The sequence below is a fragment of the Gordonia jinghuaiqii genome (genome assembly GCF_014041935.1).
GTDB lineage: Bacteria > Actinomycetota > Actinomycetes > Mycobacteriales > Mycobacteriaceae > Gordonia > Gordonia jinghuaiqii.
In genome coordinates this window covers 2,959,550-2,982,881 of record NZ_CP059491.1, presented here as the reverse complement: position 1 = coordinate 2,982,881, position 23,332 = coordinate 2,959,550, and the positions used below count along the sequence as shown (strand labels likewise).

General features: G+C 68.0%; 20 protein-coding genes and 1 riboswitch. Of the genes, 10 read left to right on the top strand and 10 right to left on the bottom strand.

Features of this window, described 5'->3' with window-relative positions:
* Positions 1-65: 65 nt before the first annotated feature.
* Positions 66-602, top strand: a complete 537-nt coding sequence (locus H1R19_RS23425; RefSeq protein ID WP_219849285.1) for a hypothetical protein — start codon at positions 66-68, stop codon at positions 600-602.
* On the opposite strand, the gene H1R19_RS23420 is transcribed toward H1R19_RS23425, so the two are convergent.
* Positions 553-888 (bottom strand): hypothetical protein, encoded by a 336-nt coding sequence (locus tag H1R19_RS23420; RefSeq protein ID WP_219849284.1) that lies wholly within the window; start codon positions 886-888, stop codon positions 553-555. The genes H1R19_RS23425 and H1R19_RS23420 overlap by 50 nt on opposite strands.
* Before the next feature lie 177 nt (positions 889-1,065).
* Here H1R19_RS23420 and secA2 point away from each other — a divergent pair, with 177 nt between their 5' ends.
* The 8 genes from secA2 (at position 1,066) to gcvP (ending at position 10,941) form a co-directional block, all read left to right on the top strand.
* Positions 1,066-3,489, top strand: a complete 2,424-nt coding sequence (gene secA2, locus H1R19_RS13320; RefSeq protein WP_219849283.1) for an accessory Sec system translocase SecA2 — start codon at positions 1,066-1,068, stop codon at positions 3,487-3,489.
* A complete protein-coding gene (locus H1R19_RS13315; RefSeq protein WP_188330426.1) occupies positions 3,486-4,115 on the top strand; it encodes a CDP-alcohol phosphatidyltransferase family protein in 630 nt (209 codons plus the stop codon). The genes secA2 and H1R19_RS13315 overlap by 4 nt, the downstream gene beginning before the upstream one ends.
* Positions 4,116-4,139: 24 nt before the next feature.
* A complete protein-coding gene (gene gcvH / locus H1R19_RS13310; RefSeq protein WP_188330425.1) occupies positions 4,140-4,544 on the top strand; it encodes a glycine cleavage system protein GcvH in 405 nt (134 codons plus the stop codon).
* A gap of 334 nt (positions 4,545-4,878) precedes the next feature.
* Positions 4,879-5,331 (top strand): glycogen accumulation regulator GarA, encoded by a 453-nt coding sequence (gene garA / locus H1R19_RS13305; protein ID WP_188330509.1) that lies wholly within the window; start codon positions 4,879-4,881, stop codon positions 5,329-5,331.
* 41 nt (positions 5,332-5,372) lie between these two features.
* Entirely contained in the window at positions 5,373-6,059 is a 687-nt protein-coding gene (ftsR, locus tag H1R19_RS13300) for a transcriptional regulator FtsR (RefSeq protein ID WP_188330424.1), read from the top strand.
* A 175-nt stretch (positions 6,060-6,234) separates the two neighbouring features.
* Positions 6,235-6,747, top strand: coding sequence for a bifunctional nuclease family protein (locus tag H1R19_RS13295; protein ID WP_188330423.1), 513 nt, complete (start codon positions 6,235-6,237; stop codon positions 6,745-6,747).
* Between the two features lie 304 nt (positions 6,748-7,051).
* Entirely contained in the window at positions 7,052-7,711 is a 660-nt protein-coding gene (locus tag H1R19_RS13290) for a MerR family transcriptional regulator (RefSeq protein WP_188330422.1), read from the top strand.
* A gap of 87 nt (positions 7,712-7,798) precedes the next feature.
* Positions 7,799-7,900, top strand: a riboswitch (glycine riboswitch).
* Positions 7,901-8,007: 107 nt separating this feature from the next.
* On the top strand, positions 8,008-10,941 hold the full coding sequence (gene gcvP, locus H1R19_RS13285; protein WP_372631299.1) for an aminomethyl-transferring glycine dehydrogenase: 2,934 nt from the start codon (positions 8,008-8,010) through the stop codon (positions 10,939-10,941).
* A gap of 26 nt (positions 10,942-10,967) precedes the next feature.
* Here the strand turns inward: gcvP and H1R19_RS13280 are convergent, their stop codons facing one another.
* The 9 genes from H1R19_RS13280 to H1R19_RS13240 form a co-directional block, all read right to left on the bottom strand.
* Positions 10,968-12,203, bottom strand: coding sequence for a substrate-binding domain-containing protein (locus H1R19_RS13280; protein WP_219849281.1), 1,236 nt, complete (start codon positions 12,201-12,203; stop codon positions 10,968-10,970).
* Between the two features lie 141 nt (positions 12,204-12,344).
* Positions 12,345-14,537 carry a malate synthase G gene (locus tag H1R19_RS13275; RefSeq protein WP_219849280.1) on the bottom strand — a complete coding sequence of 731 codons (2,193 nt, stop codon included), beginning with the start codon at positions 14,535-14,537 and terminating at the stop codon, positions 12,345-12,347.
* A gap of 74 nt (positions 14,538-14,611) precedes the next feature.
* A complete protein-coding gene (locus tag H1R19_RS13270) occupies positions 14,612-15,496 on the bottom strand; it encodes a 3-methyladenine DNA glycosylase (RefSeq protein ID WP_219849279.1) in 885 nt (294 codons plus the stop codon).
* A 5-nt stretch (positions 15,497-15,501) separates the two neighbouring features.
* Positions 15,502-16,575 carry a hemolysin family protein gene (locus H1R19_RS13265; protein ID WP_188330417.1) on the bottom strand — a complete coding sequence of 358 codons (1,074 nt, stop codon included), beginning with the start codon at positions 16,573-16,575 and terminating at the stop codon, positions 15,502-15,504.
* Positions 16,568-18,034, bottom strand: coding sequence for a hemolysin family protein (locus H1R19_RS13260; RefSeq protein ID WP_219849278.1), 1,467 nt, complete (start codon positions 18,032-18,034; stop codon positions 16,568-16,570). The genes H1R19_RS13265 and H1R19_RS13260 overlap by 8 nt, the downstream gene beginning before the upstream one ends.
* A gap of 1 nt (position 18,035) precedes the next feature.
* Positions 18,036-19,469 carry a GMP reductase gene (guaB1, locus tag H1R19_RS13255; RefSeq protein WP_188330415.1) on the bottom strand — a complete coding sequence of 478 codons (1,434 nt, stop codon included), beginning with the start codon at positions 19,467-19,469 and terminating at the stop codon, positions 18,036-18,038.
* Between the two features lie 16 nt (positions 19,470-19,485).
* On the bottom strand, positions 19,486-20,940 hold the full coding sequence (gndA, locus tag H1R19_RS13250; RefSeq protein WP_219849277.1) for an NADP-dependent phosphogluconate dehydrogenase: 1,455 nt from the start codon (positions 20,938-20,940) through the stop codon (positions 19,486-19,488).
* A 93-nt stretch (positions 20,941-21,033) separates the two neighbouring features.
* Positions 21,034-21,987, bottom strand: a complete 954-nt coding sequence (locus H1R19_RS13245) for a M56 family metallopeptidase (protein ID WP_188330413.1) — start codon at positions 21,985-21,987, stop codon at positions 21,034-21,036.
* Between the two features lie 45 nt (positions 21,988-22,032).
* Entirely contained in the window at positions 22,033-22,431 is a 399-nt protein-coding gene (locus H1R19_RS13240) for a BlaI/MecI/CopY family transcriptional regulator (protein WP_188330412.1), read from the bottom strand.
* A 400-nt stretch (positions 22,432-22,831) separates the two neighbouring features.
* On the opposite strand from H1R19_RS13240, the gene H1R19_RS13235 reads away from it, so the two are divergent.
* Positions 22,832-23,254 carry a PaaI family thioesterase gene (locus tag H1R19_RS13235; RefSeq protein WP_219849276.1) on the top strand — a complete coding sequence of 141 codons (423 nt, stop codon included), beginning with the start codon at positions 22,832-22,834 and terminating at the stop codon, positions 23,252-23,254.
* The last annotated feature ends 78 nt before the right edge of the window (positions 23,255-23,332 follow it).

Sequence of the window (23,332 nt, the reverse complement as noted above, 5' to 3'; positions counted from 1 at the left end):
ACACCGACTTCTGGCGCGTCGCGATCGTCGACGGCGATCCGGCGGTCGCCGAGGTGCTCGCCCGCTTGCGCAGCCAGGCACCCGAACCGGTTGTGACGCAGAAGAAGTCGACGCAGAAGAGTCCGGCCCGATCCGGCGCCGTGGCGATGGATGCCACGACACCCGACGACGACCACCGCGTCGACCTCCAACGGTCCTCGGCGCCGCGTATCGTCGACGCCGGATCGGATGAGGCGGCACAACGGCTCTGGGAACAGGCCGCCCGACGCCACGACGAGGAGTTCGACCCGCCGTCCCAGATGGTTGATGCTCGTCGCGCGACCGGTCGCGGGATCGAGGACGATCGCCTGGTCCGAACCGGAGTCGATCCGATAGCTCAGGCTCAACACGTTGCCCGTGGCCTGCGGGCCGAGGGTGTCGGCGATCTCGGCCATCATCTGCCTGTGCCGTTCGGCCAGTGTTGCGGCGGCCTCCTCCGCGTCGACGGCACCGTCGGCGTTCTCGCCGCCGCCGAGATCGAAGGACGACAGGGACGGAGCCGAGATCGCCCAGCTATCGTGCCCGGTAGGGGGTGTCGTCCGGCGGCGAGATGGTGGCGGTGACCATCGACGGCTGGAGGTCCCCGGCGTCGATGCTGCTGCGGGTGAGCGCCTCGACGTCGACCCGCGGGGCGTCTGCGGTGGCCCCTCGACGGAACTCCGGCAACTCCGATACGCGGGAGGGTCGCGGGCTCACCGCGATCCCGGCGACCACGAGCGGGACGCCGAAGAACAAAGCGACCCACCACGCGTTGAAGGCTCCCAGCCCGATGCCTGTGGCGACCAGCACGCCGGAGATCACGGCACGGATGAGGCGCCACCGGAAGGTACTCCTGGGCGTCGGAGTCATCGACCGTCCTAGCGCTGGAGGGAGTGGCGAGGGGGAGAGAGTGGACTGATCATAATGTCGCCGACGATTCCCGACCAGCGGCCGCGTACCGTTGTTGCTGACCTGACGGCCCCGACGAGAGTTTCGCGGATCGGCAGGACGGTACTTGGCCGGGCAACGATCAGGAGAAGTGTTTCGGTGGGAAAGCTGAGCAACAGCATGTGGCGCCTTCTGGGGGCCCAGTCGACTCGCAACCAGTCGAAGTCGTTGAGCGTCATCAAAAACGCCGAAGCCCACACGGACTGGGCCGCTGATCTCGCCGACGACGACTTTGTCGCCGAGGCCGAGAAACTCGACATCGCGGAGAAGCCGGCCGACCGCGCCAGGTTCCTGGCGCTGGTCCGCGAGGCCGCCGACCGCTCGATCGGACTGCGGCCGTTCGACGTCCAACTCCAAGGCGCACTGCGACTCCTCGAGGGTGACATCGTCGAGATGGCCACCGGCGAGGGCAAGACGCTCGCCGGTGCGATCGCGGCGATCGGGCACGTGCTGCAAGGTCACCAGGTCCACGTCATCTCGGTGAACGACTACCTCGCCACGCGTGACGCCGAATGGATGAAGCCGCTCTTCGACGTGTTCGGCATCGCCGTCCACGCGGTGTCGGAGAACTCGACCCGTGACGAACGCCGCCGCGCCTACGCCGGCGACGTCACCTACGGGTCGGTCAACGAGATCGGCTTCGACGTCCTGCGCGACCAACTCGCGCTCTCCGAGGCCGACCTCGTCGCACCCACACCCGACGTCGCGATCATCGACGAGGCGGATTCGGTGCTCGTCGACGAGGCGCTCGTCCCGCTGGTGCTCGCCGGTTCGACCGAGACCGAGGTGCCCGACCAGGCCATCCACGACGTCGTGTCGCGGATGAAGAAAAAGCACTACGAGATCGACGCCGAGGGACGCAACGTCACCCTCACCGACGAGGGCGCGGCCTTCGTCGAAGAAGAACTCGGTGGCATCGATCTCTACAGCGAAGAGCACGTCGGTACCACGCTGGTCCACGTGAGCATCGCCATGCACGCGCACTACCTGCTCGAACGCGACATCCACTACATCGTGCGCGACGGCGGCGTCCATCTGATCAACGCGTCCCGCGGGCGTGTGGCACAGCTCCAGCGCTGGCCCGACGGCGTCCAGGCGGCCGTCGAGCTGAAGGAGGGGCTCACCCAGACCGACTCCGGCGAGGTCATCGACACCATCACCGTGCAGGCGCTCATCGGCCGCTACCCGCGCGTGTGCGGCATGACGGGCACCGCGCTCGCCGCGGGTGAACAGTTCCGGCAGTTCTACGAGCTGCGGGTGTCCCAGATCCCGCCCAACACCGAGAACATCCGCACCGACCTGCCCGACCGTGTCTACGACACCAAGGCCAACAAGGTCGAGGCGATCGTCGCCTACGTCAAGGAGATCCACGAGACGGGACAGCCGGTGCTCATCGGCACCCACGACGTCGCCGAATCCGAGGAGCTCGCGTACTTCCTCGACAAGGCGGGCGTGAAATCGGTGGTCCTCAACGCCAAGAACGACGCCGAGGAGGCGAAGATCATCGCCGAGGCCGGCGCCCGCGACGCGGTGACGGTCTCGACGCAGATGGCCGGTCGCGGCACCGACATCCGGCTCGGCGGCTCCGAGAACGACGCCGCTGCGCGTGAGGCCGTCATCGAGCTCGGCGGCCTGTGCGTCGTCGGTACCGGTCGCCACGACACCGAACGCCTCGACAGTCAGCTCCGCGGTCGCGCCGGCCGTCAGGGCGACCCCGGCACGTCGGTGTTCTTCTCCAGCCTCGAAGATCCGGTCGTCACCAAGAACCTGGCGTTCAAACGTGACCCGGTGTCGCCCAACGAAGACGGCTCGATGGGGAGCAAAGGCATCGATCTCATCGAGCAGGCCCAGCGCATCGCCGAGGGCGTCATGCTCGAGCTGCACGCGAACACCTGGCGTTACAACAAGCTGGTCAACCAGCAGCGCGACATCATCGTCGCCCGGCGCATGCTGATCCTGACCACCGACACCGCGCTCGACGAACTCGCCGAACTCGAACCCGCCCGCTACGCGGAGTTGATCGGGGAGAAGGCGGCGGAGATCGACGCCGACGCCGAGGCGTCCGATGCCAAGGCGTCCGATGTCAAGGCGTCCGAGTCGGCTGGGGCCGAGGGCGCAGCCGGCACCGACTCCGGTTCGAAGGCCGGGACACCGGTGCCCCGGGACGTCCTTGCGCAGGCGGCACGCGAGATCGTGCTGTTCCATCTCGACCGGGCCTGGGCGGATCATCTCGCATTCGTCTCCGACGTCCGCGCCAGCATCCACCTGAGGTCGCTGGGCAAGGAGAGCCCGCTCGACGAGTTCCACCGGATGATCCTGGCCGAGTTCGCCGACCTTCCCGGCACCGCCCTGGAGAAGGCGCGAGAGACGTTCCGGGAAGCCACGATCACCGCCGACGGCGTGGATCTCGGCACGGCCGATCTCCACCGTTCCACCACGACGTGGACCTACATGGTCCACGACAACCTGTTCGCCTCCGGCGGTGCCAAGACCCTGCAGGGCATCATCGGGATCTTCCGGTGACCGAGCCGGAGGCGGCGGACTCGCCGGCTCCGGACCGGATCGTGACGGTTCCGAACGCGCTGAGCGTCCTGCGGCTGGCGCTCATCCCGGTGTTCGTGTGGCTTCTGCTCGTCGAGAAGGCGGACGGGTGGGCATTCGCGGTGCTGGTCTTCTCCGGCGTCTCAGACTGGGCCGACGGCAAACTGGCGCGTCTGCTCGATCAGTCGTCGCGCATCGGTGCACTGCTCGATCCGGCGGCCGACCGGCTCTACATCGTGATCATCCCGGTGGCCTTCGGGATCCGCGAGTTCCTGCCGTGGTGGCTCATCGGGGTGATCATCGCTCGCGATGTGCTGCTGTTCGCCTCGGCGCCGCTGCTGCGCTCGCGCGGGGTACTGGCCCTGCCGGTGCTCTACATCGGCAAGGCCGGGACATTCGCGTTGATGAGCGCGTTCCCGTGGCTCCTTGCCGGACAACTCGATTCGGTGGTGGGGACCATCGCCTACCCGGTCGGGTGGGCGTTCATGATCTGGGGCGTCGGACTTTATCTGTGGTCCTTCGTCCTGTACTGGTATCAGACGATCCTGGTGGTGCAGCGGATGCCGCCGCGCCGCCGGGCAGGCACCTCGGCAGACAGTAGAGTCTGATCCGAGGACGAAAGGGGTTCACCAGTGAGTGACAGCAAAGTGCCGGACACCTTGCGATACACCGCGGAGCACGAGTGGATCGAGCGGCTCGGACCGACGAAGGTTCGCGTCGGCATCACCGACTACGCCCAGGACGCGCTCGGTGACGTGGTGTTCGTGCAGCTGCCCGACGACGGGGCCGCGGTGACCATCGGTGAGTCCTTCGCCGAGGTCGAGTCGACCAAGAGCGTGTCGGACATCTTCGGGCCTCTCGAGGGCACCGTCTCGGCCGTCAACGATGCCCTCGAGGCATCTCCCGACCTGGTCAACTCCGATCCCTACGGCGAAGGCTGGCTCGTGGAGATCGAGGCGGCGGACGAGTCGACTCTCGACGAGCATCTCGGCGAGGTGCTCGACGCCGCGAGCTATCGCGCGGTCATCGAGGGGTGAGGACTTCCCGGCCGGGAACGGCCGGTGGCTCGATCGGCCCGGCGGATGGGTCCGGTGACGATATGATCGTCGGTGCCGGAGTCGACTCGCTCGCCGGTGCGATCGGCAAGACCGGTACGGTTACGGCAGTGGGAATGAGGCGTGACGTGACACCGAAGTTCGCGATCACGCGCCGAGATCTACCCGGCCGCACATGTCATGTAGATTCGACCGGCCATCGTGGCGAGAGCCGACGGGAACCATCGCCGAGCATGCGATCGGTTCCGAGGACGCGTTTGATGGACATGCGGTTGGCCCAAGACGTGCGGTGCGCACTGACGAGGACGAAGGAGAAGTGGTGAGCGAGAACGACAAGGACTTCGAGGCGCCGGTGGAGACCACCTCGGTGTTCCGGGAAGAGTTCATCAATGAGCTCGATGCCGGAGCTGGTACCTCGAGTGAGTCGGCCGACACGGGGGTCGAGCGACTCGCCCCCGGGACCGCCCTGCTTGTCGTGAAGCGAGGACCCAACGCCGGATCGCGGTTCCTCCTCGACCAGCCGACGACCTCCGCGGGCCGGCATCCCGACAGCGACATCTTCCTCGACGATGTGACGGTCAGCCGTCGCCACGCCGAATTCCGCCTCGGCGACAACGAGTTTCAGGTCGTCGACGTGGGCAGCCTGAACGGCACCTACGTCAACCGGGAGCCGGTGGACACCGCATCGCTGAGCAATGGCGACGAGGTCCAGATCGGAAAGTTCCGTCTGGTCTTCCTCAGCGGCCCCCGCGACGAAGCAGACGCCTGACAGTCGTGACGGCGTCCACGGCCCCGCGCGGCGGAGGATCGATGTCCATCGGCACGGTCCTCGCCCAGTTGCGTGATGACTTCCCGGACATCACGATCTCGAAGATCCGATTCTTGGAGTCGGAGGGTCTGGTGACCCCGGAGCGGGCGCCGTCGGGCTACCGGCGGTTCAGCGAAGCCGACTGTGAACGGTTGCGCTTCGTGCTGACCGCCCAGCGGGATCGATATCTCCCGCTGAAGGTGATCAAAGAACAACTCGATGCGATCGACAACGGGAACGGCGGCTTCGGTCCCGGTGGGACGCGGGTGTTGTCCGCAGCTCGCGGGACCGTCGCGCCGGCCACCGACTTCGGGGCCCGCGCCGGGCGCGTGTCCCGCGAATCGCTGATCGAGCGGACCGGCGTCGACTCGGCCTTCGTGAGTGAGTTGCAGCGCAACGGACTGCTCACGACCGGGCCGGCCGGATACTTCGACGAGGACGCCGTGCGCCTCGTCGAAGCGGCCGCCGCCCTCGCCAGCTACGGCCTCGAGACGCGGCATCTGCGCGCGTTCAAGGTATCGGCGGAACGGGAGGCCGGTCTGGTCGCCCAGATCGCCAATCCGATCGCCAAGGGCAAGGGGACCGGGGCGCGTGATCGCGCCGAGGAACTCGTCCGGGAGATCGCCGCGCTGTCGGTGACCCTGCACACGCAGCTGGTCAAGGCGGCTGTGCGCGGCGCCCTGGACTGATCGGCATCCGGCTCGTCCGGATGGAGGGACGCGGGATCGATTCCGGTGCGGCACACCGGACTGAACTGCAACGATCGCTTGTGACCGCCGCGAGTCGACCGCCGTCTCCCGGGTAGGCGGTGTAGCGTCGGAGTCATTGAATCGACAGCCGTACGAGGCGTCTGGGAGGTGCGAGATGAGCGAGATGCGTGTGGTGGGCATCAGGGTCGAGCCCCCGCAGAGTCAGCCGGTGCTGCTGCTGCGCGAGGTCGACGGCGAGCGCTATCTGCCGATCTGGATCGGGCAGAGTGAAGCCGCGTCGATTGCGTTGCGCCAGAAGGGCATCGAGCCCCCACGTCCGTTGACGCACGATCTGATCGTCAACCTGATCAAGGACTTCGGGCAGACATTGCTCGAGGTGCGGATCGTCGACATGCAAGAGGGCACCTTCTACGCCGAGATGGTCTTCTCCGGCGACCTGCGTGTGTCTGCTCGTCCGTCGGATTCGATCGCCGTGGCCATGCGCGCGGAGGTGCCGATCATCGCCGACGAAGAGGTCCTCGCCGAGGCGGGTCTGCTGATCCCCGACGAGACCTCCGAGGAGGCCCCCGAAGCTCCGGGCGACGAGGTCAAAGAGGACGAGGTCGAGAAGTTCAAGGAGTTCCTCGACAACGTGTCCCCGGACGACTTCAAAGCCAGCGGCGCCTGACCCTTCCGGCTTGATCCTCGGCTCTGCCGGCGTGCTTGATCCTCGGCTCTGCCGGCTTGCTTTGATCACGGAATGGACTCCGGCAGGTCACCGTTTGTCTCAATCTCAACTTGAGGTTGAGCTCTATGGCGAGTCGCGTTGATCGACCGACAGCAGCCGCATAGCGTCAACCTCGACATCGCGCACCACACATGGGCCGATGAAGTTGATCGGGCGAACCGAGACGGCCTTGACCGCGTACTGTGGACGAGGACGTCAGGCACGCGGTGCGGCGTCCGATCCGAGCTTTGCGAGGGAGTCAGAAGTGGGCGATCGTCCGGTCGACAGCGAAGTGACGTCGAGCGACCCGTCACCTGATCGTCCGGTGGTCGATCGTCCTGCGGTCGATCAGCCGGGTGCCGTCCCCACCCAGGGCAGTCTCGGTGACATCGCGCCAGGGCTGTTCCCCGACGACACCGTCCCGGACGAGCTGGTCGGCTATCGCGTACCGAGCGCATGCCAGATCGCCGGGATCACCTACCGTCAGCTCGACTACTGGGCGCGCACCTCGCTCGTCGTCCCGTCGATCCGCGGTGCGGCAGGCTCCGGCAGTCAGCGGCTGTACTCCTTCAAGGACATCCTGGTCCTCAAGATCGTCAAGAGGCTGCTCGACACCGGTATCTCCTTGCAGAACATCCGTGTCGCCGTCGACCACCTGCGCAAGCGCGGTGTCGAGGACCTCGCCAAGATCACCCTCTTCTCCGATGGCACCACGGTCTACGAATGCACGTCTGCCGAAGAGGTCGTCGACCTCCTCCAGGGCGGACAGGGCGTGTTCGGCATCGCCGTCAGCGGCGCCATGCGTGAACTGACCGGCACCATCGCCGACTTCCCCGGTGAGCGCGCCGACGGCGGCGTCAGCGAGACCGCTCCGGAGGACGAGCTCGCCGCGCGGCGCAAGAACCGCACCCGTCGCACCGGCTAGTTCCCCGCTCGGCGCGCCGGTCGGTTCTGCACTCCGCGTACACCGGTTAGTCCTGAGTCGGGGTTCCGCGTAGACTCGGGCGCGCGTCGCTACGCTGCGGGAGAGCGCCACTGGTCGGGTTGCTGGTGGCCGCCGAAGGAGCAATACCTCTCCGTCAAACTCTCAGGCACCCAGGACCGTGGTGGTGACGACGTCTCTGGAAAGTGACGATCCGTCGTCCGCCCACGGTGAAAGGTCGTTCCGCAGCGTTGCGGGACACCGAATCTCTCAGGCGTCACTCGGCCGCGGCCGAGGACATGACAGAGGGGGAGGGCCAGCCTGCCGGTGTGTCCACCGGCGCCTGCGAGAGGTTGACCCCAACCGTGCCCAGCCATGATGCGACCACCCCGGACGCCTTCGTCGACCGCCACGTCGGACCAGACGCCGACGAGACCCAGCGCATGCTCGCCGCGATCGGGGTGTCCTCGCTCGAAGATCTGGCCCACCGCGTCATCCCGGCGGTGATCGCCGACGAACTCGACTCCGACGTCCTCGGCGCGCTCCCCGAGCCGCTCGCCGAACACGAGGTGCTCGACCGGCTCGGCAAGCTCGCGGCCCGCAACATCGTCGCACGCTCGATGATCGGACTCGGTTACTACGGAACCCACACCCCGGGGGTCATCCTGCGCAACGTGCTCGAGAACCCGGCTTGGTACACCGCCTACACGCCATATCAGCCGGAGATCAGCCAGGGCCGTCTCGAGGCGCTGCTGAACTTCCAGACCATGGTCGCCGACCTGACCGGCATGGAGGTGGCCGGTGCGTCGATGCTCGACGAGGCCACTGCTGCGGCCGAGGCGATGACACTCATGCGCCGCGCGGGCAAGTCGAAGTCGCCGCGCGTCGTCGTCGATGCCGACCTCTTCCCGCAGACCCGCGCCGTCATCGACACCCGCGCCGAGCCCCTCGGCATCGAGGTCGTCGAGGCGGCGCTGCATCCGGACCTACCCGACAACGGGTTGCCGGAGGGAGACTTCTTCGGGGTCATCCTGCAGGTGCCGGGTGCCTCGGGCCGCATCATCGACGCCGCCCCGATCATCGAGACCGCACACGACCGCGGTGCGCTCGTCGCCGTCGGCGGGGATCTGCTCGCGCTGACACTCATCACCCCCCCGGGGGAGCAGGGCGCCGACGTCTGCTTCGGCACGACGCAGCGTTTCGGTGTGCCGATGGGCTTCGGCGGACCGCACGCCGGATACCTCGCGGTCGGGACCAAGCACGCCCGGCAGTTGCCGGGCCGGCTCGTCGGCATCTCCAAGGACGCCGACGGCAATCTCGCCTACCGACTCGCGCTGCAGACACGTGAGCAGCACATCCGGCGCGAGAAGGCGACGAGCAACATCTGCACCGCACAGGTCCTGCTCGCGGTGATGGCAGCGATGTACGCCTCGTACCACGGCGCCGACGGCTTGCGCGCGATCGCACGGCGCACACACGACGCCGCGACGCGCCTGGCGAACTCACTCGCCGCAGATGGTTTCGCCATCGCGCATGCGAGCTTCTTCGACACCGTCACGGTCGGCATCCCCGGCCAGGCCGACGCGGTCGTCACCCGGGCCCGCCGTAACGGCGTCTACCTGCGTCGCGTCGACGCCGACACCGTGTCCATCGCGTGCGACGAGACCACCACCGACGCCGACATCGATGCCGTGTTGCGCGCGTTCGATGTCGCCGGTGTGCGGCCGGGTGAGTTCGCACAGCCGATCGAGAACCGTACCAGCGAGTTCCTGACCCATCCGGCGTTCAACCGCTACCGCACCGAGACGGCGATGCTGCGCTACCTGCGGACGTTGTCGGACAAGGACATCGCGCTGGACCGCAGCATGATCCCGCTCGGCTCGTGCACGATGAAGCTCAACGCGACCACCGAGATGGAACCGATCACCTGGCCCGGGTTCGCGCAGCTGCACCCGTTTGCTCCCGCCGATGACACCCGGGGCATCCGGGAACTGATCTCCACGCTGGAGGAGTGGCTCGTCGCGGTCACCGGCTACGACCGGGTCAGTCTCCAGCCCAACGCGGGTTCGCAGGGTGAGTTCGCGGGACTGCTGGCCATCCGCGGCTACCACCGCAGCCGCGGCGACCTCGACCGCGACGTCTGCCTCATCCCGTCGAGCGCCCACGGCACCAACGCGGCGTCGGCGGTCATGGCGGGCATGCGGGTCGTCGTGGTGACCTGTCGCGACAACGGTGACGTCGACCTCGACGACCTGCGTGCGAAGATCGCCGCCAACGAGGGCAGGGTGGCCGCGATCATGATCACCTACCCCTCCACCCACGGCGTGTTCGAACACGACGTCCGCGAGATCTGCGGCGCGGTCCACGACGCCGGCGGTCAGGTCTACGTCGACGGCGCCAACCTAAACGCGCTGGTGGGGGTGGCGCGACCGGGCCACTTCGGTGGGGACGTCAGCCACCTGAACCTGCACAAGACCTTCTGCATCCCCCACGGCGGCGGTGGTCCGGGGGTGGGCCCGGTCGCGGTGCGCGAGCATCTCGCACCGTTCCTGCCCGGCCATCCGCTCGCCGACGAGCTGCCCGGGACGGCCACCATCGCCGCAGCGCCCTACGGCTCGGCGACAATCCTGCCGATCACCTACGCCTACATCGCCATGATGGGGGCGGCCGGTCTGCGCCGGGCGACGCTGACGGCCATCACCGCCGCAAACTACGTCGCCAAGCGTCTCGGCGAGTACTACCCGGTGCTCTACACCGGCGAGGACGGCTTCGTCGCACACGAGTGCATCCTCGACCTGCGCGCGCTCACCAAGGCCACCGGAGTCACCGTCGACGATGTGGCAAAGCGGTTGGCCGACTACGGTTTTCACGCACCGACGATGAGCTTCCCGGTCGCCGGCACACTCATGGTCGAGCCGACGGAGAGCGAGAATCTCGACGAGATCGACGCGTTCTGCGACGCGATGATCGCCATCCGCGAGGAGATCGAGCTGGTGGGCCGCGGCGAGTGGCCCGCCGACGACAACCCGTTGCGCGGAGCTCCGCACACAGCGGAATCGCTCGTGGTCGACTGGGATCATCCGTACTCACGGGAACTCGCGGTCTACCCGCAGGGCCTGCCCTCCGCGGGCGGACGCGCGAAAGTGTGGCCCGCGGTGCGTCGCATCGACGGCGTCTTCGGCGACCGCAACCTGGTGTGCAGCTGCCCGCCGATCGAGGCCTACAGCAACTGAGACCGTGATCGGGGACGGCAGGCTGGTCAGCCGCCTGCCGTCCCCGACGGGACGGGTGCGGCAGCCGAACTCGCCGGCACACTGCCGGGGCCGTACACCAGGCGGTTGATCGCCACGATCGCGCCGTTCTCCGGAGTGGGCATCGGGTTGGGTGTGCGCGGGAAGGACACCGTGGGCGTCCCCTGCGGCAGCGCGGCGTCACCGCGGAATCCCAGTTCGGTCAGCAGGCGCAACTGCTCGGGCTGCGAGGCGTACTGGATGAACTCGGCGACGGCGTCGCCTGCCACGTCGCTGACCTCGGTGCCCGACAGGCGGATGATCGGGTAGTCGGCGATCGGGGTGGGACCATCCGGGACGACCTCGGCGAGACGCGCACGCGCATCGCCGCGGGTCATCTGGAAGAGCTGTTGCTCGGTGATCGGGACGGCGTGGATGGGAGCCTTCGCGGGGTCCGGCGCGTCGGCGATCGTCTTCGCCGCGCCCCGCGGGGTGCCGTCGGGGGAGAGCGGTGCGCCCTCGAGCATGGCCCGCACACTCGACGCGACCCGCGGCGACTCCGCGTCGGCGGTGCTGAGTGGACCCGTCGTGCGGGTCACACGCGTCGCCACTGCTTGTGCGGCCAGCGCGCTGGCATCGGATTGGGCGCCGATCGGCATGGCCATGCGCAACGATCCCCATCCCGGCAAGCCGAAGTCGGTGAGCGAGGCATCGCGTTGTTGCAGCATCGGGATCTGTGACCAGTCGAGACGGTTGCGCAGCGCGCTGTTCAGCTCGGGTGAGACGGCGAGAACGACCGGGGTGGAGACCAGCGAACGGGTGTTGCCCTCCACCGCATCGGGTTTGGCCGCCGACAGATCGGCCGACCAGACCGACGACTGCGGTACCCATGCGGCCGGGTATGCGCCCATCGACTCGGCGTCCCAGACGCCGGACAGGCCGTCGAGGGTGATCTTGGCATCGCCCGGACGGACTTCAATGGTCACGCAGTGGTCGCGGACCACCGGGTCGGATTCGGCGAAATTCTCGGCGATGGCGGCCAGTCCGGGAGTGATGTCGGGATCGGCGATGATCGGCACCGACGCCGGTCCCTCCACACACTGGGCGGCGGCCTCGTCGGCCTGGCGGTCGATACGGTCGCCGAGATGCTGCCAGGTGACCACGATCGCTGCTATCAGCAGGATCGACAGGAGTGCGAAGACGACACCTCGGCTGACCCCGCGACTGCGGATGCTCTCCCCGCCGCTACTCCGATGATGTGCCAACGCCGATGCCCTCCCTGACCGATGCGACTATTCTTGGTCCGACCTCTGTCCGGTGCACCGCAGGGTACGACGATACGCCGTGCCGATCCTCGGCGGATCGGCACGGTCGTATCGACTCGTGCAGTCGTACTGCCCGGCGACTCAGCCGGCCGGGTTGGCAGCCTTGTACTCGCGACGGCGCCGGTGCAGGATCGGCTCGGTGTAGCCGCTCGGCTGCGTCGTGCCCTCGAGGATCAATTCCTTGGCCGCCTGGAAGGCGATGTTGGAGTCGAAGTCGGGGGCCAGCGGGCGATAGGTCGGATCGCCGGAGTTCTGGCGGTCGACGACCGGCGCCATTCGCTCCAGTGAGGCGACGACGTCGGCCTCGGAGACGATGCCGTGACGCAGCCAGTTGGCCAGCAGCTGGCTCGAGATCCGCAGGGTCGCACGGTCTTCCATCAGAGCCACGTCGTGGATGTCGGGCACCTTGGAACAGCCCACCCCGCTGTCGATCCAGCGGACCACATAACCCAGGATCGACTGGCAGTTGTTGTCGAGCTCCTGCTGCTTCTCCTCGTCGGACCAGTCGGTCTTCGGGGCAAGGGGAACGGTCAGGATGTCGTCGACCGTGGCTGGATCGCGCTTGGCGATCTCATCCTGGCGTTCGAAGACGTCGACGAGGTGGTAGTGCAGCGCGTGCAGTGTCGCCGCAGTCGGCGAGGGCACCCATGCGGTGGTCGCCCCGGACTTGGGGTGACCGATCTTCTGCTCCAGCATGTCGGCCATCAGGTCGGGCATGGCCCACATGCCCTTGCCGATCTGTGCCTTGTGCTGCAGGCCCGCGTGCAGTCCGGTGTCGACGTTGAAGTTCTCGTACGCGCCGATCCAGGTCTGCTGCTTCATCTCGGCCTTGCGCACCATCGGACCCGCCTCCATCGAGGTGTGGATCTCGTCGCCGGTGCGGTCGAGGAAGCCGGTGTTGATGAACACCACGCGCTGCTCGGCTGCCTTGATGCAGGCCTTGAGGTTCACCGTGGTGCGGCGTTCCTCGTCCATGATGCCGACCTTGAGGGTGTTCTCGGGCAGGCCGAGGACCTTCTCGACACGACCGAACAGTTCGACGGTGAAGGCAACCTCGTCGGGGCCGTGCATCTTGGGCTTGACGATGTAGACCGATCCGGTCCGCGAGTTCTGCAGTCCGTCACCGGACATGCCGTGGATGCCGATCAGCGACGTGACCAGGCCGTCGAGGATGCCCTCGGGCACCTCGTTGCCGTCGGCGTCGAGGATCGCGTCATTGGTCATCAGGTGTCCGACGTTGCGGACGAAGAGCAACGAGCGACCGTGCAGGTCGAACGTGGTGCCGTCGGGGGCGGTGTACTCGCGGTTGCCGTTGAGCACGCGGGTGAAGGTCTTGCCGCCCTTGGAGACCTCTTCGGCGAGATCGCCCTTGTTCAGGCCCAGCCAGTTGCGGTAGCCGGTCACCTTGTCCTCGGCGTCGACCGCGGCGACCGAGTCCTCGAAGTCCATGATCGTGGTGATCGCGGACTCGACGACGACATCCTTGATGCCCGCGGGATCGGTGGAACCGATCGGCGAGGACGGATCGATCTCGATGTCGAGGTGGAGTCCGTTGTTGCGCAGCAGGATCGACGTCGGTGACGCGGCGTCGCCGCGGTAGCCCACGAAGGCCGACGGGTCGGCGAGGCCCGAGGTCTTGTCGCCGTCGAGCGTGACCTGCAGCGCGTTGTCGACGACGGCGAAGGACCGCACGTCGGTGTAGCTGCACTGCTCGAGCGGCACGGCCTTGTCGAGGAAGTCCTTGGCGTAGGCGATGACCTTGTCACCGCGGACCTTGTTGTACGACGAGCCCTTCTCGGCGCCGTCGGTCTCGGGGATCGCGTCGGTGCCGTAGAGGGCATCGTAGAGCGAACCCCAGCGGGCGTTCGACGCGTTGAGGGCGAAGCGGGCGTTGAGGACCGGCACCACGAGCTGCGGGCCGGCGGTCTCGGCGATCTCCCGGTCGACGTTGCCGGTGCTGATCTGGAAGTCGGCGGGCACCTCGGTGAGGTAGCCGATCTCGGTGAGGAACGACTTGTAGGCGTCGAAGTCGGCGGTGCCGGGCGTGAGGTCGGCATCCCGGTGATCGCGGTGCCAGCCGTCGATCTCGGTCTGCAACTCGTCGCGGACGGCGAGGAGTTCACGGTTGCGCGGGGCGAGGTCGGCGATCACCGACGCGGCGCCGGACCAGAACGCTTGTGCGTCTACACCGGTCCCGGGCAACGCCTCGTTGTTGATGAAGTCGTGCAGGACGGTAGCGACCTGCAACCCGTTGACGGTGATCCGGTCCGACATGGCAGCCTCTCTCGAGCGAATGACGACGGAACCATGCTACTCGTCGGTAACGGGCGCCCGTACGCGCGTGGGCGTCACGTGTGGCGGGCGGCGTGGAGCAGGTCGGTGCAGTTCTCGCGCAGCCGCTCCCGCAGCACCGCACCGTCGTCGGCGATCCGTGCCTGTTCCCGGACATACTCGGCCCGGCCGGCGGGGGTCTCGATCGGCACCGGGTGGTAGCCGAGGTCGCGCAGGTCATACGGGCTCGCCCGCATGTCGAGGTCGCGGGCACGCAATGCCAGCGCGAAACACTCGAGGGTCAGGTCGCTCGGGATGAGCGGGGCGAGGGTGAAGCAGTAGCGGTAGAGGTCCATCGTGGCGTGCAGGCAGCCCGGCTGCTCGTGCTCGATCTGCGTGGCCCGGTCCAGGACGGTCTCGTTTCGCGGGCGCGCGGGGTCGGTGAAGAACCGGAACGCATCGAAGTGGGTGCAGCGCAACGGCATCTGTTCGACCACCGCATCGGTGCCCGATCGGCCCAGCCGCAGCGGGACGTCGTGGCGGGTGTCCTGCGCGCGGTAGACCATGGCCCATTCGTGCAGGCCGAAACAACCCAGGCGCGCGGGCCGGGCAGCGGTCGCCCCGAGAAGATCCACGGCCGCGGTCAGGGCGTCGACGCGGCGCCGGAGACAGCTGTGCCCGACGGTGACCCCCGAGTCGCGACGTTCGTATCCGGTCAGGGACAGGAACTCCTCGGCGTCGTCGAGCAGCACCCCGTAGCCGGGATGCCAGCGCAGCACATGGGCGGGGCGCGACGAGTAGTAGGTGAACAGGAAATCGATCACCGGGTGTTTCGCGCCGCGACGACGGGCCGCGAGATAGGGGCCGATGAGGTCGTCGACCTCGCGGCGATGGGACTCGCTACGCGCCCGCCACTGCGGGCCGGACAGCACCGCACCGGGTGTCCGGAGATCGACGGTCATGCCCCTCACACCCGGTGCGTCTCGTCGCGGACGTTGCCGACGAACTCCTCCACCAGGTCCGCCAGCGTGACGATGCCGATGGTGCGGCCGCTGTCGTCGACGACGGCGCCCAGGTGCGAGCTGCTGCGGCGCAGGATGCCGGTGGCCTCGTCGAGCGGCGTGGTGGACGCGATGACCGGCAACGGACGGATCTTGTCGATGCCGATGATCGTGTCCGATCCGACGTGCTCGTCGAGGATCTCGTCGAGCACGTCCTTGAGATGCAGATAACCGGTGAACGTGCCGTCGGGTCCGCGCACCGGGAACCGCGAGAAACCGGTCTCGGTGACGGCCTTCTCCACCGCGCCGAGAGTCGGCCCGATGCCGCCGGACCCGGACACCTGCACGCCGACACTGCGCATCTGATCCAGCGGGATCATCACCTCGGTGACCGTGCGGCCGATCGAGTGCAGCGCACGTGTCAGGCGCTCGTGCTCCTCGGCGTCGATCAGACCTTCCTGCTTGGACTCGCCGAGCATCTCCGCGAGTTCGCCCAGGGACACCGTGGACTCGAGCTCGTCCTTGGGTTCCACGCGCATCAGGCGCAGCGAGATGTTCGCCGTCCAGTTGTAGAAGGCGATCAGGGGGCGGACCAGGCGGATGAACACCAGGTGCACCGGAACGAGCAGCATCGCCGCCGATTCCGGCCCGGCCAGCGCGATGTTCTTGGGCACCATCTCGCCGATCAGGATGTGCAAGACGACGACCAGCGACAACGCGATCGCGAAGGCGATCGGGTGCAGCAGTGCGTCGGGCACGTGCAGAAGATGCAGCGGCGCCTCGATGAGGTGGGCGACCGCGGGCTCGCCCACCCGGCCGAGCAGGATCGAACAGATCGTGATGCCCAGCTGGGCGCCTGCCAGCATCAGCGACAGGTGCTCGCCGGCGTGGATCACGGTGCGGGCGCGATTCTTCCCGCTCTGGGCCAACGCCTCGAGCCGGTCGCGGCGCGCGGAGATCAGGGAGAACTCGGCGCCGACGAAGAACGCGTTGCCGGCGAGGAGGACGACGGCCAGCACGACCGCCCACAGATCACCCACGATCGGCTCCCGACTCTCCGGACGCGCGCGGCCCGTCCGGTTCGGTCGCGCCGGTGTCCGATGTCGCGACCTGCGGGGGTGGTCCACCGTCGGGTGCCGGGCGGAGCGAAACCACATCGACGCGGCGACCGTCCATCTGCGCGACCGTCGCCCGCCAGGTGATTTCGGGAAGATCGTCCGGAGATTCCGGGGTGTCGTCGTCGGAGTCGCTGACGGGAGACCGCCGAGGCAGGTCGACCGTGTCGTCGACGACCGGGATGCGACCCAGGCAATACATCACGAGTCCACCGAGCGTGTCGTACGGACCGTCGGGAGCGTGATATCCGATCGCGTCGTACAACTCGTCGATGCGCAGCAGCCCGGCGCACAGGTAGCCGTTGCCGTCCACGGCGACATCGGCGCGTTCGTCGTCGTGTTCGTCGGTGACGTCGCCGAGGATCTCCTCGATGAGGTCCTCGGTGGTGACGATGCCCGCGGTGCCGCCGTACTCGTCGATCACGACACACAGTTCCATGCCGTCGGCGCGGATGCGTTCCATCAGCGCATCACCGTCGAGGCTGGCCGGTACCCGGGGCACCGGCCGCGCGATCGACGTGACCGAGGTGATGGCCTGCTTCTCCGGCGCGACGGTGAACGCCTGTTTGATGTGCACGACGCCGACGAGGTCGTCGAGGTCGCCGTCGGTGACGACCGGGAACCGGGAGTGGCCTGTCCGCGACGACGCCATCACCAGATCGCGCACGGTGTCGGCGCGGTCGAGACAGTCGATGGTGACGCGCGGGGTCATCAGGTCCTCCGCGGTCAGTTCACCGAATCGCAGCGAACGGTCCACGAGCGTCGCGGTCTGTTCGTCGAGGGCGCCGCGTCTGGCCGAGTTGCGCACCAGGGACACCAGTTCCTGCGGTGAGCGGGCCGAGGCGAGCTCGTCGGTGGGTTCGATCCCGAACCGGCGCACGATCCAGTTCGCGGACCCGTTGAGCCCGTTGATCGCCCAGCGGAACACCGCGGAGAACACCGTCATCGGTCCGGCCGTCGCACGCGCCACCGCCAGCGGTCGCGCGATCGCGAGGTTCTTGGGGATCAGCTCGCCCAGGACCATCGACAGCGAGGTCGCGATCACGAGCGCGAGGATCAGCGAGGTCGCCGAGGCCACCGATTCGCTGACACCCACAGCGGCCAGCGGCGGTTTGATGATGCGGGCCAGGACCGGCTCGGCGATGTAGCCGGTGATCAGCGTGGTGATGGTGATACCGAGCTGGGCGCCCGAGAGCTGGAACGACAGGGTGGAGTGCGCGCGCTGCACCATGCGGGCGCGCCGGTCGCCCCGGTGGGAGACGTCGGCGGTGATGGTGGACCGCTCGAGCGCGGTCAACGAGAACTCGGCCGCGACGAACAGCGCGGTGCCCAGCGTCAGTGCGACGAAACCGACGAGGCCGGCGACCAGCAGCAGGATCTCCACGTCACCACCCGCCCGGCAGCGGGCGACCTTCGGCGAAACCGGCAGGGGACTGGATACCCAACACGACCTTGTCGTGCAGTTCCCGCAGAGTTCGGGCCCCGGTGTAGGTCGCGGTGCTGCGAACACCCGCGCAGATGTGGTCGATGAGGTCTTCGACACCGGGCCGTTCGGGGTCCAGGCGGATCCGCGAACTCGAGATGCCCTCCTCGAACAGGCTCTTGCGGGCGCGGTCGTAGGTGCTGTCACCGCTGGACCGGGCGGCGACCGCACGCTTGGAGGCCATCCCGAAACTGACCTTGTACGGGCCGTGCGCGTCTTCGAGGAGATCGCCGGGCGACTCGTGGGTGCCCGCGAACCACGACCCGACCATCACATTCGACGCCCCGGCGGCCAACGCGAGCGCGACGTCGCGGGGATGGCGCACACCGCCGTCGGCCCACACCGCGGCACCGTGCCCGGCGGCGACCGCCGCGCATTCGGCGACCGCGGAGAACTGCGGTCGGCCGACTCCGGTCATCATGCGGGTCGTGCACATCGCGCCCGGCCCGACGCCGACCTTCACGATCGTCGCCCCGGCGGCGATCAGGTCCAGGGTGCCCTCGGCCGAGACCACGTTGCCCGCGGCGATGGGTACACCGAGTCCCGATTCGGCGACCGATGACAGTGCGGCGATCATCTTCTCCTGGTGGCCGTGTGCGGTGTCGATGACCAGCAGGTCGGCGCCGGCGGCGACCAGCGCGCGGGCCTTGCCCGCCACGTCGCCGTTGATGCCGACGGCCGCGGCGATGCGCAGCGAGCCGGAGTCGTCGACGTTCGGCCGGTAGATCGCATGCCGCAGAGCGCCGACACGGTTGAGCACCCCGGCGAGCCGGCCGTCGGCGTCGACGAGCACGGCCAGCCCGAGGTGCAGGTCGCCGAGCGCGTCGAACACCTCCCGCGGCGGGGTGTCGATGGGCAGGACGACGATGTCCGGGTCGAGGACCTCGCGGACCCGGGCGAACCGGTCGACGTCACGGCAGCGCTTGTCGGTGACGATCCCGACGGGACGGCCGTCGGAGACGACCACCGCCGCGCCGTGGGACCGCTTCGGGATCAGGGCGACCGCGTCGGTGACCGAGTCCGACGGGGTGAGCGTCACCGGGGTGTCGGCCACCAGATGCCGGGACTTCACATAGGCGATCGACGCGGCGACGACCTCGATGGGCAGGTCCTGGGGGAGGACCACCAGCCCACCGCGGCGGGCGACCGTCTCGGCCATGCGTTTACCGGCGACCGCCGTCATGTTCGCCACGACGAGCGGGATGGTCGTGCCGGTGCCGTCCGATGTCGACAGGTCGACATCGAATCGCGAACTGACATCCGACCTGGCCGGGACGATGAACAGATCGTCGTAGGTGAGGTCGTGGGTCGGCCGGTGGCCCTCGATGAATCGCACTGGGGTTGTCTGGCTCCTATTCGGTCACTTCGGAGCGGTCACCGCTCCACAGCGTGTGGAAGGTGCCCTCCTTGTCGACACGCTGGTAGGTGTGCGCGCCGAAGAAGTCGCGCAGACCCTGGGTGAGGGCAGCCGGGAGACGCTCGGCCCGAAGACCGTCGTAGTAGGACAGCGACGACGCGAACGCGGGCACCGGGATACCCAGGAGTGTCGCGGTCGACACCACGCGGCGCCAGCTGTCGATGCCGACCTCGACCGCGTCGCGGAAGTAGGGGGCCAGCAACAGGCTCGGCAGGGCCGGATCCTCGTGGTAGGCCTCGCGGATGCGGTTGAGGAACTGCGCGCGGATGATGCAGCCGCCGCGCCAGATGGTGGCCAGGGCGCCGCGATCGACATCCCAGCCGTACTCCGCGCTGCCCGCGGCGATCTGATCGAAGCCCTGGGCGTACGCGACGACCTTCGAGGCGTAGAGCGCGGTCTTGATGTCGTTGATGAAGGTCTCCCGGTCGGCCGGGGCGGAACCGAGGGTGCCCGACGACAGTCCGCGGGCCGCGAGACGCTGATCGGTCGAACTCGACAGCGCACGCGCGAAGACCGCCTCGGCGATACCGGTGGTCGGGATGCCCAGATCCAGTGCGGACTTCACGGTCCAGCGGCCGGTGCCCTTCTGGCCCGCGGCGTCGACGATCACGTCGACGAGCGGCTTGCCGGTCTCGGCGTCGACCTGGCTGAGAACATCGGCGGTGATCTCGACGAGGTAGCTCTCGAGTTCGGTGCTGTTCCACGCACGGAAGACGTCGGCGATCTCGGCGACAGGCATGTCGAGGGCCTTGCGCATGAGGTCGTAGGCCTCGCCGATGAGCTGCATGTCGGCATACTCGATGCCGTTGTGCACCATCTTCACGAAGTGGCCGCTGCCGTCCGGGCCGATGTGGGTGCAGCAGGGCTCGCCGTCGACCTGTGCGGCGATCGACTCGAGCATGGGACCGAGTGACTCGTAGGACTCGACGGGGCCACCGGGCATGATCGACGGACCGTTGAGTGCGCCTTCCTCACCGCCGGAGATGCCGGCGCCGACGAAGTTGAGTCCGCGGGCCGACATGGCGGCCTCACGACGAATGGTGTCGGTGTAGAGCGCATTGCCGCCGTCGATGATGATGTCGCCGGGCTCCATCGCGTCGGCGAGTTCCTCGATCACGGCGTCGGTCGCATCGCCGGCCTTGACCATGATCAGCACCCGGCGCGGGCGCTCGAGAGCGGCGACGAACTCGGCCACGGTCTCGGTGCGGATGAAGTTCCCGTCGCCGCCGTGGTTTTCGAGCAGCGCATCGGTCTTGGCGATGCTGCGGTTGTGCAGCGCGACCGTGTACCCGTTGCGGGCGAAGTTGCGTGCGATGTTCGAACCCATGACTGCCAGACCGGTGACGCCGATCTGGGCCTTCGCGGATGGTGCCGATGCGTCGTTGTTCATGCCGACAGCCTATTGCCTTCGTGTCCGACCCGGTGATCGGCCTCGAAGTGTGAGCAAAAACGGTGTGCGGCCCGGGGAGTGGGCTGCGTCGCCCTAGAACGCCGACATCAGGCGGTTGAGTTCGGTCAGCCACGGGACGGCGACCGCGAGAGTCGGCAGCACGAGGATGGCGGCGGCCGCGCAATAGGCGCCGACGGCGATGCCGCGGGTGGGGCGGTCGTCGCGCAGCCGGTGCACACGGGTCAGCGTGGTGGGGCCGCCGACGGCCATCGCGCCGCGCGGCGCGACAGCGTCCGCGCACGCCACGAGCGCACGACCCAGGGTCGTGGGGGCGGTGGCGCGAACGGCCTGGTCGTCGGCGAGCGCCTCGACCAGCAACTCGGTGGCGCCGAGCGCCGAGCTGGAGCGGACGAACCGCGGGAAGGCCTCGTGCAGTGCGATGAAGGCCTCGAGGACGAGATCGTGCCGGGCGCGCAGGTGGGCGCGTTCGTGTGCGATCACCGCGACGAGTTCGTCGCGGGTGAGGCGCTGCACCACGCCCTCGCTCACGACGACCCGCTGACGCAGGCCGGGCAGGCAGTAGGCGAGTGGTTGTTCGACGTCGATCATGCGGACGTCTCGTGCGTAGAGCGGGTCGTCGGCGTCGGCGGTGCGGTCGCACCGATCGAGGATGTCGATGAGCTGGCGGTGGGCCTTGCGGCGAGCCCGGGTGCGCAGGCCGACGCGGATGACGGTGAAGAACAGCCGGGCGCCGACCAACAGGGTGAGGATGAACACGCCGACGCAGACGAGCCACAGCGGGAGTCCGAGGCGTTCGATCTCACGCAGCGGATGGGTGGTGGGTTTGCCGTCGGCGCCGATGGTGAGGATGTTCGCCGCGATCGCGAGGCCGCAGCTGAACGCCGACAACACGGCGGCCAGCGCGATGGCCTGCCACAGCGTCATCGCCGCGCGTGGCGCTCGGATGGGCCATCGTGCCCGTGACAGTGCCTCGGGTGCGGGGCCGGCGAGCACCAGGCTGACGATGCCGAAGAGCAAGGCGGTCATCTGGTGATTTCCTCAAAGCCGGGCTGGTGGGTGTACGCCGCGAATCTAACCGGTCTCGGCCGTTCCTCGCGCGGCTTCGAGTTCATCGAGGGCTGAACGGAGGGCGGCGGCCTCGTCGGCCCCGACACGTCCGACGAACGACACGAGTGCCGCGTGCCGCGATCCCGGAGCATCGGCCTCGCTGAGGGCGTCCACCATCAGGCTGGCGACGAGGTCCTCGCGCGGATGCGTGGGCACGTACTTGTGTGCGCGGTCGTCACGGATCTGGGTGACGAGATTCTTCTTGGCGAGCCGTTGCAGCACCGTCATGACCGTCGTGTAGGCGAGCGACCGATCGCGAGACAGCTCGGCGTGGACCTGCCGGACCGTCTGCGGGGAGGAACTCGCCCACAGTGTGTCCATCACAGCTCGCTCGAGGTCACCCAGCCCATTCATCTTTCGCATTTTACTGCTGTGCCTCCCAGATTGTCGGTCGGCTCCCCGGTTGGGTCCGGCCAGTTGTGAATTGCGGCCTCGGAGCAACCGAACCCGGCTCCCACGTGGTCTTTCCTCGCTGCGCTTGACATGTTGGTAAGGCTAGCCTACATTAAGTCTCACGTCGGACCGAGCGAGAGTCCTGAGGGCTGCAGAGACCCCCGGTCCACGCCGCGGAGGGCCCCGCATCTCACCTGAGGTGCGGGGTCTTCCGGTCTCTCGACCCCTCGAGACACACAACGGCGGAACCGGGCCTCAAAGTTCCCGCTCCCGGCCGGCGCCGCCGATTGCGGCGACACCCTGCCGTCATCCCCCATACCGCTGTCGACCCCGTCTGCCGCTGTCGACCCCATATGTCACTGTTGAGCGCATGACAGCGAACAACACGGACGAGATCTTCGCGGGCTCAGTCGGCAAGGGGCTCGACGGGGTCCTCGGTCTCGAGGTCGTCGAAGCCGGGCCCGATCGGATCGTGGCCACGATGACCATCACCGAGAGGCATCACCAGCCCTTCGGCATCGTCCACGGTGGCGTCTACTGCGCGATCGGTGAGAGTGTCGCGAGCATGAGTGCGTTCCTGTGGTTGCAGGACACCGGCATCGGTGGGACCGCCGTCGGCGTCAACAACAACACCGACTTCCTGCGTTCGGTCGGCTCGGGCACCGTCACCGCCACCTCGACGCCGATCCACCGCGGACGTCGCCAGCAGCTGTGGGCCGTCGACATGGTCGAACAGGACGGCAAGTTGCTCGCCAAAACCCAGGTGCGGCTGCAGAACATCGACGCCACGTGAGCGCGGAGCCGGAAAGTCGCTGACGCCCACGGTCTTTGGGGCAGGACTCGCACGCTCCGAACACCGCCGGCCGGCTCG

Excerpts from the sequence above, each read along its gene's own strand:
- H1R19_RS13240 (WP_188330412.1), bottom strand. The coding sequence starts at position 22,431 with ATGCGAAAGATGAATGGGCTGGGTGACCTCGAGCGAGCTGTGATGGAC.
- gcvP (WP_372631299.1), top strand. The coding sequence starts at position 8,008 with ATGACAGAGGGGGAGGGCCAGCCTGCCGGTGTGTCCACCGGCGCCTGC.
- H1R19_RS13275 (WP_219849280.1), bottom strand. The coding sequence starts at position 14,537 with ATGTCGGACCGGATCACCGTCAACGGGTTGCAGGTCGCTACCGTCCTG.
- H1R19_RS13270 (WP_219849279.1), bottom strand. The coding sequence starts at position 15,496 with ATGACCGTCGATCTCCGGACACCCGGTGCGGTGCTGTCCGGCCCGCAG.
- H1R19_RS13235 (WP_219849276.1), top strand. The coding sequence starts at position 22,832 with ATGACAGCGAACAACACGGACGAGATCTTCGCGGGCTCAGTCGGCAAG.
- H1R19_RS13245 (WP_188330413.1), bottom strand. The coding sequence starts at position 21,987 with ATGACCGCCTTGCTCTTCGGCATCGTCAGCCTGGTGCTCGCCGGCCCC.
- H1R19_RS23420 (WP_219849284.1), bottom strand. The coding sequence starts at position 888 with ATGACTCCGACGCCCAGGAGTACCTTCCGGTGGCGCCTCATCCGTGCC.
- gndA (WP_219849277.1), bottom strand. The coding sequence starts at position 20,940 with ATGAACAACGACGCATCGGCACCATCCGCGAAGGCCCAGATCGGCGTC.
- ftsR (WP_188330424.1), top strand. The coding sequence starts at position 5,373 with ATGTCCATCGGCACGGTCCTCGCCCAGTTGCGTGATGACTTCCCGGAC.
- H1R19_RS13295 (WP_188330423.1), top strand. The coding sequence starts at position 6,235 with ATGAGCGAGATGCGTGTGGTGGGCATCAGGGTCGAGCCCCCGCAGAGT.